This window comes from Roseburia hominis (assembly GCA_040702975.1).
GTDB lineage: Bacteria > Bacillota > Clostridia > Lachnospirales > Lachnospiraceae > Allocoprococcus > Allocoprococcus hominis_A.
This window is the reverse complement of the sequence record CP159990.1, coordinates 790,421-803,751: the sequence shown is the minus strand read 5'-3', so window position 1 is coordinate 803,751 and position 13,331 is coordinate 790,421. Positions and strand designations below refer to the sequence as shown.

Annotated in this window: 12 protein-coding genes; 2 read left to right on the top strand and 10 right to left on the bottom strand. The window is 48.3% G+C overall.

Features of this window, described 5'->3' with window-relative positions:
• Positions 1 to 8: 8 nt before the first annotated feature.
• Both ABXS75_03710 and ABXS75_03705 read left to right on the top strand, forming a co-directional pair.
• Positions 9 to 863 carry a hypothetical protein gene (locus ABXS75_03710; protein XCP85920.1) on the top strand — a complete coding sequence of 285 codons (855 nt, stop codon included), beginning with the start codon at positions 9 to 11 and terminating at the stop codon, positions 861 to 863.
• Between the two features lie 39 nt (positions 864 to 902).
• Positions 903 to 1,595 (top strand): hypothetical protein, encoded by a 693-nt coding sequence (locus tag ABXS75_03705; GenBank protein XCP85919.1) that lies wholly within the window; start codon positions 903 to 905, stop codon positions 1,593 to 1,595.
• A 69-nt stretch (positions 1,596 to 1,664) separates the two neighbouring features.
• Here ABXS75_03705 and ABXS75_03700 read toward each other — a convergent pair whose 3' ends face one another.
• The 10 genes from ABXS75_03700 to ABXS75_03655 form a co-directional block, all read right to left on the bottom strand.
• Complete coding sequence (locus ABXS75_03700; protein XCP85918.1) at positions 1,665 to 7,037, bottom strand: hypothetical protein; 5,373 nt, start codon at positions 7,035 to 7,037, stop codon at positions 1,665 to 1,667.
• On the bottom strand, positions 7,034 to 7,963 hold the full coding sequence (locus ABXS75_03695) for a hypothetical protein (GenBank protein XCP85917.1): 930 nt from the start codon (positions 7,961 to 7,963) through the stop codon (positions 7,034 to 7,036). Before ABXS75_03695 ends, ABXS75_03700 begins: the two co-directional genes overlap by 4 nt.
• Before the next feature lie 13 nt (positions 7,964 to 7,976).
• Positions 7,977 to 8,519, bottom strand: coding sequence for a hypothetical protein (locus ABXS75_03690; GenBank protein XCP85916.1), 543 nt, complete (start codon positions 8,517 to 8,519; stop codon positions 7,977 to 7,979).
• Between the two features lie 430 nt (positions 8,520 to 8,949).
• Positions 8,950 to 9,165, bottom strand: coding sequence for a hypothetical protein (locus ABXS75_03685; GenBank protein XCP85915.1), 216 nt, complete (start codon positions 9,163 to 9,165; stop codon positions 8,950 to 8,952).
• Between the two features lie 108 nt (positions 9,166 to 9,273).
• Positions 9,274 to 9,441, bottom strand: a complete 168-nt coding sequence (locus ABXS75_03680) for a hypothetical protein (protein XCP85914.1) — start codon at positions 9,439 to 9,441, stop codon at positions 9,274 to 9,276.
• Positions 9,401 to 9,652, bottom strand: a complete 252-nt coding sequence (locus tag ABXS75_03675; protein XCP85913.1) for a helix-turn-helix transcriptional regulator — start codon at positions 9,650 to 9,652, stop codon at positions 9,401 to 9,403. The genes ABXS75_03680 and ABXS75_03675 overlap by 41 nt, the downstream gene beginning before the upstream one ends.
• A gap of 9 nt (positions 9,653 to 9,661) precedes the next feature.
• Positions 9,662 to 10,255 carry a signal peptidase I gene (locus tag ABXS75_03670; GenBank protein XCP85912.1) on the bottom strand — a complete coding sequence of 198 codons (594 nt, stop codon included), beginning with the start codon at positions 10,253 to 10,255 and terminating at the stop codon, positions 9,662 to 9,664.
• Positions 10,242 to 11,252, bottom strand: coding sequence for a hypothetical protein (locus tag ABXS75_03665; GenBank protein ID XCP85911.1), 1,011 nt, complete (start codon positions 11,250 to 11,252; stop codon positions 10,242 to 10,244). The genes ABXS75_03670 and ABXS75_03665 overlap by 14 nt, the downstream gene beginning before the upstream one ends.
• Positions 11,253 to 11,417: 165 nt before the next feature.
• Positions 11,418 to 12,215 (bottom strand): hypothetical protein, encoded by a 798-nt coding sequence (locus ABXS75_03660; protein ID XCP85910.1) that lies wholly within the window; start codon positions 12,213 to 12,215, stop codon positions 11,418 to 11,420.
• Between the two features lie 157 nt (positions 12,216 to 12,372).
• Positions 12,373 to 13,038 (bottom strand): signal peptidase I, encoded by a 666-nt coding sequence (locus ABXS75_03655; GenBank protein ID XCP85909.1) that lies wholly within the window; start codon positions 13,036 to 13,038, stop codon positions 12,373 to 12,375.
• Between the last annotated feature and the right edge of the window lie 293 nt (positions 13,039 to 13,331).

Below are 13,331 nucleotides of genomic sequence, written 5' to 3'. Positions count from 1 at the left end.
GCGTCCTTATGCTTCATGATGACAGCAGTATCGCCGGTCACGTTGCCGGACTGGCCGCCGCCGTAGATGTGACCGTATTCGCCGAAGCGAACCGTCACATTGGTATTGCCTTTCACATCGCCTTTTTCACCGCCGCCAAAGACTGCCGGGGTGGATGCGGTGCTGAAATCTTCATCCCGCCCGTTAAAGATGGGGGCGGTTTTCTTCTCCGGATCGCCCAGAATGACGGTAGTGTTCCCCTTCACGTCGCCGTTTTTACCACCGCCGTATATTTGGAGCCAGCTTCCGGAATTAACCGTCAAATTGGTGTTTTCAACTGTGCCATCCTCGCTTCCGCCATACAGGACCGGCTTCGCCTGCACTGTTCCGTCTTCAAGAAGATTTTGAACACCCTCGTCAAAAACAATCGTATGGCCATTTGCGAACAGAGTATTCTGGTCGATCGGATGTGTGAACTTAATGTTCTTTACCGTAAGGTCCCAGGGCATCTCATACCCATCTTTAACAGTAACCTTACCTTTGGCGCTGACCCACTGCGACAGGGTGATCTCATAGTTCTCGGCTCCGATACCCGTCAGCGTTTGTTGTGCAGTACCACTTACCTGATTGATCGGATCATTCGTAAGGTCATACGCCCCGGAGAATACAATCCGAACAGCCACCTTTTCATTAGAATCTTCAGCTCTCAGCGCTTTGATTTTTTCAGCTGCCAGATCAAACGCCTTTCGCAAGGTCATAACGGCATCGTAGGGTTCAAGACCGCTGTTGGAATCATTGCCGAGCATATTGACAAAGATGACTGTTCCATCGTTTTCTGCGCCGTAGCGCCAGGTTGTATCGGTGCCCGTAGGTGTATAGGTTAACGTAAAATCACTACCGTTACTGTCTTTGCCGGCCTTGAAATGATCCTGCAAAGCGTTGCCTTTCTTTTCCACAATGCGGAACCGTTTGCCATCGCCACCTGTACCGCTGTAATTTACAACCGCACTTCCGTCCGCTTCCCCGGCGTTCAGTACACTGTAGGGTCCCATGGTCAATGTGCTGTTTGTGGACGTCAGCTTCCCCTCGACAGTAAGCGACTGCTCGATCGTAAACTGCGCTTCCGTAAACTTTGCACTCTTAACCGTCGCCACGGTGGGAACCGTCAGCTTGGAGCCCGCGCCCTCCACGGTGAGCTGCCCGTTCAGTACAAAAGCGATGTTTTCGTCATCCAAAGAAATAAATTCACTTTCTTTTTTAAGGTGCAGATCGAAATTGGTTCCAGAAATACTCTTCTTTTTCAGAGTGACACCATCCAGCATCAAATATACGCCCGATGCATACGGATTTTCCGACACTATATCCTCCGCAGTGTAAACGGACTTTTCCCCTTTCTTGCTGTGGAGTATAACAACAGGCTTATTGTTGTACAGTGCATTTTTCGTTTCGATTTCATAACCCGTCGGATTAAAACGGAAACGAGCTTTGGTGCCGGGATATACCTCTACGGTAAAATCCTTGAAGGCATTGTCCCCGTTATATTTTCCAGTACCAATATTTGCGCCACTGGTTTCAGCTTGCCATCCAAACAACTGGTATTTGGGATTGTTGTCTGATTGGATATTTATGCCGCCGCTTCCGTTCACTTCATCGCCTAAAATCAGCTTCACGGAAGTATGGGGAGCTCAGACCGGACTATAACTACGCAGAAAATCTGACCACAGAATTGTAATTTTCCCGCGCATTTCCACAACGATCTCCGGGTTGTCGCCCGCTGCGTAATCTAAATCCATGGATTTTCCCGCGATAACAAAATTCTTGGATGTTACGCCGTAGTCTCCTCCGTCATAATAGCGGGTATTCGTACCCTTCGCATGGGGCAAGTCAAAATTATAATTACCGGCATTGATACTCCAATCGTCCCAAATGAATGCGTTATTACGCTTGGAATGATTCTCCATTCTAAGCGTCGTATTCCCATTCTGCTTCAGGTTTGCATATCCTCTGGGATGTGAAAGTCCCTTATTTAGATCATTTCCAATCACTCTATTAACCGCTTTGGAATCGGTAAATTCGACCGTGATCGTGCTGTTTCCCTCTATTGTACCGTAGCCTGATCTATAGTCCACTTTTGGATCTGGTTGATCAGGCACGCCGCAAATCAGCAAATGGGTATATGAGCAGTCCTGCAGATCAAGATCCACATTGCCCTTAACCGTAACAGCGCCGTCGGCGTTCGTTCCGCCCCAAATTGCCGATACCCCATATACGGTTGTATTATAGAGATTTAAGTTGACGGAACTCAAATCTCCGTTTCTGCCGCCGCCGATAATGAAGAACTTATTGATGCTGGTAGGACTCTTTTTAGTGAAGGTAACATCGGGAGACCGGTCGTCCTGATAGGTATCTGCCGTCTTTTCACCGATGGTCAGGCAATACCCGTTGGCGTCAATGCCGCCATAATCTGTACCAAAGTCATACTCTACGTTCAGATTTCTCAGCGTAAGATCCGCAAGCATGGTGATGTAGCTTGAACCCGACGTTCCCGGCGCAAAAGACAGCTTCGCCCCGGAGGCTCTGTAATCCTGACCGTCCGATACTTCGGGAATAAGTCGGTCATCCGAGGTGATAAATACCTTCTTAGGTATGCTCGGCCATGTCGTGAACTCGACCTTTCCGCATACAACGATATAGCCGTTGTCATTTACGTTTTCAAACGCTTTGCCCAGCGTTTTAACAGGAGTATTCTTCGCGCCGTCGTTGGAGTCATCTCCATCGGGAGATACATATACGACGTCCAGAATACCGGTATATACCTTCTCTTTTTTCCAGATCGAATTTACGCCGGAGGTGCTATACTCGATGCCCTCCGCCGTAAACGCCCCTTTCTTGGGATCACTCTCAACGAATGCGGTTGGAGCGGTGATGGTAAAGCGTTCAGATTCCACCGTGGTGGTTCCGCTAACCGCACCTGCAATCGTCAAGCTTCCTCCTTCAAAGAGTATCAGCTTTGCGCTGTCCGTCGCTCTCAGGCTGGGCAGACGAGCAGACAGATTCGTCAGGTTCAGTGTTCCGCCATTTACACAAACACCCTCTGCTTTTATCTCCGGTCCGTGATAGATCAGAGTACCGCCGCTCTGCACGGTCACAGCTTTTACCCCGGCAATCTCAGACTCGACCTCGCTGTTTCCTTCTACGAAAACGTTGTCTATTTTCGAATAGCCGGTTACAGATTTTACCTTTGCTTCCTTAAAATAGATATCATATCTGCCGCTTGATGCACACTGGAAAGAATCGGCCCCGTAAATATAATCTGCTGTTACCGGACCGGTATATCCGATTTTTGCAACGCCGCTTCCGTAATGAGGGTTAACGCAGGAATGTAAATATATGGTGGTCACTGTAACACCATCAATTTCAATTTTCGAATAGCTGCTGTTAGGCCCGTAAATGTAATCGATCTTTTCAGTAATATCACGGATTTTCAGCGCTGCGGCTTTATCCTGGCCCGTGCTGCCGCCCTTGATTTTTATAGGTATTTTATAAATATTATCATTTTTAGGCGGATCGATCTTGTCATCGTCAAACTGCACGTTTCCCGAAACCTCAACACTGATCTCTCCGTTGGTGCTCCCGCCGTCAATGAGATTTACCCCCGTTACAGACTGAGCGTCTGACGAAATGACCGAAAGCTTGATTCCGTTCTTAACGTCTCCGGTGCAGTTTCCGCCGTAAATGCGGTAGAACTTGCCGGACTTCACAGTCAGATCGGTTGATTGAACTTCGCCATTGTACGATCCGCCGAAAAGCTGTGTGCGCCTTAATCCATCGGTTTTGCAGCCGTCGCCGATTACCGTCTTGTATCCATTTGCGTAAATGTTGAGATATCTGTGTTTGTTTCCGTAGGTATCTCCTTCGGCACATGAAAAGGTGATGTTTTGAAACTCAAAGCTGCCCTCCATCCGGATTCCCGTGGAGTCTCTCGAGCTTTTCTCACGAACTATTACAGCATCAAAATTATTTGCCGTAGGGACAATCAGCTTTGCATCGTTAAACGTATGGTTTCCGTCCGTATTTGTAAAGAGTATCGGTGTGGAAGGATGCGATAAGACGTTGTTATCTTTACCAAACGCCCACTGCCCATTCGCATCGATATTATCATAGAAGTATTTGTCGCAAAGAACGATTCGTTTATTTCCTTGTATTGCAAGCTCATACGCTCTTTTCACGCTGAATACGGCCTTTTGATAACTTGAACCATCATAAGCGTCACTTCCGAGGTAGCTCAGATAAACACAACCGGGCTGCGCATAATTCGGCACATTCTTTTCATACCGCCAACTGCCCGCAGCTGTCGAAACAATAACGCCATCGACAGACGGCAACGTCATTGCGCTGACGTCACCGCTGCCTGATGAAATGGCCGCAATGATCTTGTCTGCGCTCACAGCCGTATCTTGCAGGGACACATTCGTGGTGCCGCTGACACTGCCGCTGATATGCACCTTGTTGACCGCGTCAAGTATTATTTTAGCACCGCCAGCTCCGGTGTAATTTCCGCTCCAGTTTTGGTTCACTGTGGCTATAATCGTTCCATTATTGGTCACGTCATGGACATGATTCTGCGCTTTATCGAACGTGACCGTACATCCGGCGCCGACAGTAACGTCATAACTTTCCTCTTGGAGCGACGGAATGGTGGTGGTTATACCATCAGAATAGTTGATCTGAACCGGCTGAGTTCTGGCGGTCTTATTCCGAATCTCAAATGTACCCGGCAATGAGGAGGAAGCGCCTTTTACATTGATCGTTTCCGTAGCCAATGCCTCACTGCTCGCATTGGTGAGCAGAAAACTGTCGGTTATTTTGGAGTCCGTTAAGTTCAGTTCAAACGCACCGTTTACCGATACGTTGATGTCTCCATACTGTTCATGATAATCGGAAAACAGCTTTCTAATGGTGGAGTTCTCCAAATTCAGTGTGAGATTGTTGACCTTGCTGGTTATTCCTCCATCAATATATAACTCACTTATTTCGGAATTCTTTAAATTGAATTCTATATTCCCTGTTGTGTTAAACGGACCGATACACATCCAGTTACCATCTCCGTTATTAGGGTCAGTCCCGTTAGTCTTAACATTGTCCAGGGTATACATAAAATTCGCGCCGGATTGCTGCCTGATGTCTTGCCACCCACGGTTCAGATGAGGATGATATCCTTTAAAGTCTATATATTTTAGCGTCACATTAACGGTCTGTAATTTATTTCCAAATGCAGGAATCAGAGATTCATACCAGCTCCCTGCATATATTGTATTCTTTTTCGTATTACTACCGGCAACATATATGTTGACCGTCTCCAGATTGGGAAGCAGCACCTTATTAAACTCTGCGGGTATATGGAAACTGCTAAGGAAGACACCCTTATGCGCACCGTAAATGGCAATATCTACCTTTGTAATGCTGCTGTTTGCCTTATTTTCTACAGTTGCCGCAGCTACACCTTTGGAACCGTATGGGTCGGTATAGATCGTGAACCAGTTACTTTCATTACCGTTCGCATCTTTAATGAAGGTCGTTGCCTCACCGGTTTCCTCCGCCGGCGTTCCAATCTGCAGCTTATACCCCTCCGGATAAAGCATTTTGGTTCCGCTGCCTCCCTGTTTCAGAGTGACGTCGCAAATTGTAGTATCGCCCTTCAGTACCCAGTCTCCTTTCATAGTAATGATGGGGTCAGTGAGCACATGCTCCTTCCCGTCCTGCGATGCGTCCGCTGCGATAGTGCCGCTCCAGCCTTTAATCGTGACAGCCTTGCCGTTCTGCTGTCCAGGCAAAGCGCTGACATCAATTTTGTCCACAACTAAAATTGTGCCGCCGTTCTTCACAGCTTGCATGGCATCCTCCATGGTGGGATAGGGATACTCCGGCCTGTCTCCCACGTCGGCGGATTCCAATGTCTTACCGTACGTTACGCCCACATAGACAGTTTCCTTCCCCGCATCATCGGCAAGGGGTGCCGTAGGCTCCCCGCCCAGCAGAGCCTGCAGGTATTCTGTCACCTGCTGCAGCAGCGCCAAGGACTGCATTTCCTCCAGGCGAAGCTGGAATGCATCAAATTCTGCCCCGTCCTCCTCCTGCATGGTCTTCAGGGCTTCGTCATTCTCCCCACCTGTGACCCAGGCGGCAAAGCCTGCATCGTCCAGATTTTCCCAAGGATACGGCTTCGTATCCAAATCATCGGGAACTGTTTCCCCGTCCTGAGGCTCGCCCTCCTGAGATACGCTCTCCTCGGGCACGTTATAATCCGGGTTTTCCGGTATAGCAAGATAGCCCAAGACACAATTCGCGTCTTCGGCATCCTTTCTGTATTCGCAAGATCTGACCGGGCCGTCGTCCCCCTCCAGGGTCCGGAAACCGTCCTCGGTCACTTCCAGGAGGATCCCTGCCCGGGACGCCTCCAGCTGGCCCGTTTTCTCGCTCACGGTATAGAAGAACACAATATCGCCCGCCTCCGGCTGATATGAGCCGTGCTCGTGATACAAGGCGGTTTGATTCTCCTTATCCCATTCCTGTAACCGGTCCACCCACTGCCGGCAGTCCGGCAAAAAGGGCACACCTTTTACACCCGCATAATGCAGGCAGAAGCCGATCATGGTCGTGTTCCATGCTCCGTAAGGGTCCCCGTACCACTGGCCGTAGCGGGTATAGCCATGGCGGACGCCGTCTTCCTCAATGTAGTTCCGGGTGCTCTCATCATAGCCTGTTTGCGTGTCGGCCAGGAGCAAAAGGTCGTGCCGCCAATCTCCCGTGAACGCCAAAGCGCCCACCGTGCCATTCCAGTCCGCTTCGGATTCCACATCCGCGGTGAGATCCGCCTCTTCTTTACTCTTCTCTTCTGTAGGCTCCACGATTTCAGTCGTCTCGGCCGCCTCCGGGATTTTGCTGCCGCCCTCTGCTGCCTGTGCGTAGTAGGGCGTGCCAAACTGCCCCAGTAATACTGCGGCACATAACAAAGCGGCAAAGAGTCTATTAATCGTCATTCTTTTTATGCTCTTCATTCTGCGTTTCCTTCCCCCGAACCGGAATCCCGAATTACAATCTTATTATCAGAAGCCACTAAAGTCTTGACCTGGCTATAATTCTTGCTGTCACTCTTAAAAAAATAAATCGATACGCTCTCACCGGATTTGATTTCTCTGCTGACCTGCATTTCCCTAGACTCCATGTCAGGTTGAATTGTAAATGTGTTATCCGCACCATATACAAATGTCAATTCATTGGTATTGTCAATGGAGAGCGTGGTGCTGCTCCAGTTAATCACCGGTCGAACTGGCTGACTGGTTCCGTTACGGATGATCAGCTCCGCATAAGGGCTGTTCATGGAATCAACAACCTCATAGGTCAGCTCCTCTCCGGCCGGATGAACCACGAAGGACAATTCTATGGTCTTTTTATAGGGGCTTGTGCTCTGAATGGTAACCTTAACCGTCGTTTCTTCCGTATAATTCTCCGGTATGGTCAGGTGAAACAGCTTATCCGTTTTGGTATATTTGTCCTCCGCCTCGGACTTTTCTCCCAAGGTCATCAAACCCGTCACGTTTCCGCCCTCGCCCTCGGCGGTTAGATTCACATTGGGAATGTCTGCTGCCTCTACTTTAGCAGAATAGGTGATACTTTCCCGCGTAATCCGCAGATCATCATAATAATTGCGCACGCTGAAATCCACGGTATGCTGGCCGCCGCCATAAAGATGCCATGTGCCGCTCTCTGTATTTTTCAGGGAGAAGAGGCCATCGGATCCTGCTGCCATTTTACTGTCGCTGATCAGATCCACGGTGAAATAGAATTTCTCCGAAGTGATTACGCCATGATCCGTTTGAAATGTTTGAATGTATTTCGCCAGCACGACTGCAGCAAATAAGACTAAAGTGACAGCCAGCACCTGAATGAAATGCTTTTTACTGATTTTGTGATGAAGCTTCACACTCGTCTCCTCCTTAATCGATCTGACTGGCCGTGATGGTCAATTTGACTGCCTCTACTCCGTTGGCATACTGGTACTCGCTGCAATTTTCTGCCCATGAGATTCGGATCCGATATGTCTGCTCTTCCACATCTCCGGCGGCCAGCGGATCGGACCATGTACAGGTGGTTCCCGATTCGGTTTGAATATTACCTGTAAGGGTTTGCCAATTGCCTGATTCGGCAGTTCCCTTTTGATGTTCTATTTTCAGCGGCAGATTGCCTTCTGTCTGCAAAGCCGCCTGCATCTGTACCGCTACCTCGCTGGAATTGGTAATAGTAAAAGTGTATTCCTTGGATTCTCCCGGTTTCAACACCACGGGAATTTCCGTTTCAAACGCCGGCATATTCGCAGTTACATCATAAGAAGCTACCCGGGCTTGATCTTGGCCGGTTCCCATGGCTGCATACTTGGCCAAAAGTCCTGCCGTTATATATGTCAAGACCAGCACCATGCACAACAAAACCATGGCCGCCCTAAATACCCAATTCGGTCGATATGCCCTTGTTTCCTCCATTCGCTGCCGCTCCTCTCTGTTCTTAACCTTGCTTTTCTATCTCCCTACAGCGGATATCTGGAATCCGCTTCGCTTTATCCTATGATTAAATGATTATCTTCACCGATCCGGAGTCCTCCCGGAGTCTGATTACGCTTATTTTCGGGCTTTTTTTGCCCTTTCGTAAGCGCACCAGAATGGGGATGTTTTTCTCATCCACCTGAAATAGGCTGTCTAAATTCAGTATATAATCAAGGGAAATGTTTCCCGTATTTTTTAAAGTGAAGGTGTAATCATTGCTGGTTCCCGGAGCGATTACCTTATCTCCGTCGGCACTTTGTACCGTGATCTCACCGTTTTGGTTGACATAAGCGTTCTGAAAGAAGTCCACTGATGTCTGTTACCATTTCCGGGGCTTCTTCGGCTGGGTTGGTTTTGGTGATTGCTTCTGTTATTCTTTGACATAGCTGCTGACAGTGGCTTTGGAGTAACCTCTGACGGCCATGCTTTCTCTCCACGAAAGAAGAGCGTCCGCCGTCAATTCTTTTCCTTCGGGAAGCCAATTGTAGAGGGCCGTTATAAAGCATTTGTGCTTGCGTACGCAGTCTGCCGATGCACCGCTTTCTTTCTGCCGGCGCAGAAAACTGTCCACGCTTTTCTTTGTCATTCGCAAAGCCATCCCTCCTGCCCTACGCTGAATTGATACATAATTTGCATTATGCAGCGCATATCGATAAACACTCTTACTGTTTTACTATTTTTACAGTATTCACTATTACATTTTCTTCACGGGTGCCGCCGTGATTTTCACGATCAGCTCGTCAATGCAATCCGTGCAGCGTCCCTCTTGTATTAGAGTGTTCTTAAGCCGGATCAGGCTTTGCAGCACCACACGGGTTTCTTCATAATTCAGATAGAGATAGCGTTTTTTGTTCTTCCACATGATCCAGGCCGGCGACAATGCGCTGGTATTCTTTGCGCCGTGGAACCCTGGCTCCACGCTCCCAGCCGGAATAAGCTATTTGGGATATACCTATATCCTGCGCGATAACGGCTTGCGACAATTTCAAGCTCTTACGAACTTCTTTCAGAAAATCGCCGCATGGATAATCTACAAAGGCGGTATTTTTGTTTTTATGCAGGTATTTTCCCATGCTCATTTCTCATTCCTTTTCTTCCTGTTCTTCCTTGAACCTCCGGATCTCTGCTTTAATGGCTTCCAGTTCTTTTTCGTCCTTATCCTTTTCCTTACGGAAAGAAAACTCCATCAGAGTAAAGGCAGCAATCAGCACAATCAAAATACCAGCCGGAGTTCTTAGTGCGTTCACCACCAGCCCAGCCGCCGGTATGTGGGCAATAACTTTGCCTTTGACGGCGTGTATTTCAATAGGTGTGTCCGCCACATTATTGGCATCGCCTTGGGTGACGATGGTTTCACCGTCCTTTGCGATAATGCGGTGGACGATCAGAGTATTGCCGCTTTGGTACACCACAATATCGTTCACCTCATAACTGCCCGTTTCCCGTACTATGATAACATCGTTGACATCCAGCGTCGGTTCCATACTGCCCGACAGCACTACCGCCGCACCGATTCCAAAGGGCATGGGCATTGCGTTTCCCGCAAGTGCGGAGGCGTTCCAGCTGTACAGGTTCAGTCCTAATATCAGTCCGGCGATAACCACCAAGGCCCGCCGCCAGTGACTTCCTGTGCCGGATTTATTCTTTTTAGAGGTCTTACAGTCACTTCTTGCCATCCTTTATTTCCTTATCTTTTTTTCCGCGTACCCATAAAACCATCAGCAGCCCGCAGGCGGATACCGCCGTTAATACAATATAAAAAAGAATATTGGACGGATCCCCGGTTTTCGGTACCTTCCAAGAGCTCGGCGTTTTTCCATCCCAGCTTGCACTTTGTTCCGCGTAAACATAAATTGTGGCGTTTACGCCCAAGGGCTGATTCACGGCCAGATTTCCCATATCGGTATCCGACTCGTCCATGCCCTCGCCCCGCTCAAAGGCCCAACGCCATTCGACGGTATAATTGTCCTGATGGCGGATATCCAGCGTAGCCTGTCTGAGTACTTCTGTACGCTCATTATATTCCCGCCAATCACTGACGGCTGTCCCGTCACCGGCCAGCAGGCGCCATTCCAGCGGGATTGCGGAATAGGTTTCCTCCTCTCCCAAATAGGTGTCCACTCTCAGAGAAATGGCATAGTCCAGTGGAATATTGCCGTTGTTTTTTAAGGTAAAATCATAGAAATTGGAGGTACCGGGGGCAATAACCTTTTCCTCATCATCGGATTTCACCGTGCCATCATAGCTGTTTCTGAACAAATCCACATGGGTTTCACTGTTCCATATCTGCACATCGTCATACACCTGCAACTCTCCCTGGTATTCGTCCGACTGCCCGGCGATATAGCTGGTGGTTCCGGCCGTGTGCCGGGGCGAAGTCGTGCTGCCTGCAACAGAGCTTTCTTCCTGCGCCGGTTTCTCCTTAAATTCAGAAATATCGGCCGTCGCTTTTCCTTCGGACTCCGAATAAGCAGCTTCCGGCGGAACAAGAGAAATCACATTGGTGTCCTTTCTGGAAAACTGACCTATACTGCTCCCAAGGAACACCAAACTGATAACGATTCCAAAGGCAAGCAGCAGGCAAAGAACAAGGATTCCAAACATCGGATATTTTTTTGGGGAATCGGCTCCCGCTTGCCGCGAAGCCATCTGATTGATCTGTACTTTCTTCACAAGAGCCCTCCTCACAATATAGTCCGGGTATCCAAGCCTTTTTCACCCTTTCAAAAAAGCGAATCCGGTTTTCGCTTCTTTGAAAAGGTGAAAACACCTCTCCCTCCTGCCACGAAGGGGGGAGAGGGATTTTCAGTACGTTACAATAAGTTTACCATTCAAAAATTAGTCAATCTGCGTTGCGGTTACAGTCCAATCCAGTTTAACTTCAGTGTTAATTTGGGTAGCCTTACCGCCATCATACTCCGCCTCAGTAGGAATAGGAGTAGTAGCAGCAGCATTGCCAAGAACGGTATCCAGCTTATCGTTAAGAGTCTGATTCGCGTTATCTTCGTATGCCCACTCCCATTTGATTTTGATGTCCGGTAAATCATCCGAGGCAGTAGTTTTTTCACTATCACTGATAGTACCATCTATGTCTTTATCAACATAGTATTTTTGGGCACCAACATCGTATGTATAAATAATTTTAAAGCCATCGAACAATGCTTTCAGTTGCTCAAGGGTCTTATCTTCCACAAGCACGTTCTCACCGTTGTAAACACTAAACTTCACAGGCTCATAATCAGCCTCGCTCCCACCGTTCGGTGCGTACTTCAGCGTAGGCATTTTTGCTGTAGCAGGATTCAACTTGATCGTCATATTGTAAGAAACCTCAGGTGTGCCACTACCATGGGTAATGTCAAGTCCTGTACCCTTTGTACCGGGAGCAACCAATTGCGTCGTATCAGATGACTTAACAGTTGCGGTGGCGGCGTTGTCATCAACTTTTTCATCCTTATAAGCCGTTGCAAACAAATCAGACTCCACGTTAATGGTCACGCCCCACTTAGCAACCCGAGCGTTATCACTTTCATTGCCGGTAGTGGTGTACTTCGCAAAGGTGCCGCCGATAATACTGGTAGTCAAAAGCGTTAAAACCATCAGAGCGGACGCCATACGGAGCATCTTATTTTTTTTCATTCTTTATCCTCCTTTCAGAGTTTTTCATTGGTCCCACAGAAAACCTCCATGGGCTTTGCTCTTGCCGTGGCTGCCGGGAGCAAAGCAGTTTCCTGCCGGGCCAGGCATCTTTTATCTATTCAAATTCACAGCGTGGCCTCTGTGAAGCTGAACCAAATCAAGAAACGGGTGTTTGGTCTTCCGCCTGTTTCGCTTTCTGCGCGCGAAGTTCCTCCAACTCCCGCAAAAGCGCATCCGTATCCGCTTTTTTTCTTTTCTCATATTTTCGCCTGCGTAAAATATCCCATCCGACCAGAAGAAGAATAGGACATACCACGCATACAATCAGTCCCGCTGTAGTCTGCATAAACATGACCACATTGCCAAGGTTAGGAATACGCATCCGGTATACGCCCACCAGTTTATCCACCGGCACAGGCATAGCGTCGTCGGCGTTGTTGGCAATACCACGGGTGATCCACGCCGTCTGCCCATTGACCTGTGTAACCTCTGCTACCGAGTGGGTCACAATGCTGGTTCCGTTGCCGGCCGGATCAAAAAAGGCGATGACGTCGCCAACTTGAATGTTTTCCGGCTCCTCTGTGTGGCAGAAGATCAGATCGCCGCTTTGGATATCCGGGTACATGGAATCAGTAAGAACAATTAGTGGGAAAAAATTTCCAACATTGGGTACCTTGTCCGGGTTTGTGAAGCTGCGGATAATCAGTGTAATATTGATTACCAGAATCGGAACCAAAAGTATGCACAGGATCGTACCGATCACAGTCCCTATCTTGTGGCCCACGGAGGTTGGTTCTTTCGTATTTTCCGTTGCCTTGCTCATATCTGCGTGTCCTCATTTCTTTTATTTGCGCTTATCAGCAGCTCCAGCGCCTGCATATCGTTTCGTGATATAGCCTGCTCCGCTCTCTTTCTGCTGGCACAGGAAAACGTCCACGCTTTCCTCTGTCATTCGCAAGCCATCCTGCCCGGCGTTGGGTCTGATACGTAATTTGTATTATGTAGTAAATTTCGATAAATATCTAAACTATTTCATTAAATATGATATATTACCTGCAACAAAAATGCAAGAAAATTTTCAAATCTATTTGCAGAAAAACGGGGGCTATCGTATAT

Bases quoted from the DNA above. Each gene is read 5' to 3' on its own strand.
- ABXS75_03710 (XCP85920.1), top strand. From the start codon at position 9: ATGCTTCATGATGACAGCAGTATCGCCGGTCACGTTGCCGGACTGGCC.
- ABXS75_03705 (XCP85919.1), top strand. From the start codon at position 903: ATGATCCTGCAAAGCGTTGCCTTTCTTTTCCACAATGCGGAACCGTTT.
- ABXS75_03700 (XCP85918.1), bottom strand. From the start codon at position 7,037: ATGAAGAGCATAAAAAGAATGACGATTAATAGACTCTTTGCCGCTTTG.
- ABXS75_03690 (XCP85916.1), bottom strand. From the start codon at position 8,519: ATGGAGGAAACAAGGGCATATCGACCGAATTGGGTATTTAGGGCGGCC.
- ABXS75_03685 (XCP85915.1), bottom strand. From the start codon at position 9,165: ATGACAAAGAAAAGCGTGGACAGTTTTCTGCGCCGGCAGAAAGAAAGC.
- ABXS75_03680 (XCP85914.1), bottom strand. From the start codon at position 9,441: ATGTGGAAGAACAAAAAACGCTATCTCTATCTGAATTATGAAGAAACC.
- ABXS75_03675 (XCP85913.1), bottom strand. From the start codon at position 9,652: ATGGGAAAATACCTGCATAAAAACAAAAATACCGCCTTTGTAGATTAT.
- ABXS75_03670 (XCP85912.1), bottom strand. From the start codon at position 10,255: ATGGCAAGAAGTGACTGTAAGACCTCTAAAAAGAATAAATCCGGCACA.
- ABXS75_03660 (XCP85910.1), bottom strand. From the start codon at position 12,215: ATGAAAAAAAATAAGATGCTCCGTATGGCGTCCGCTCTGATGGTTTTA.
- ABXS75_03655 (XCP85909.1), bottom strand. From the start codon at position 13,038: ATGAGCAAGGCAACGGAAAATACGAAAGAACCAACCTCCGTGGGCCAC.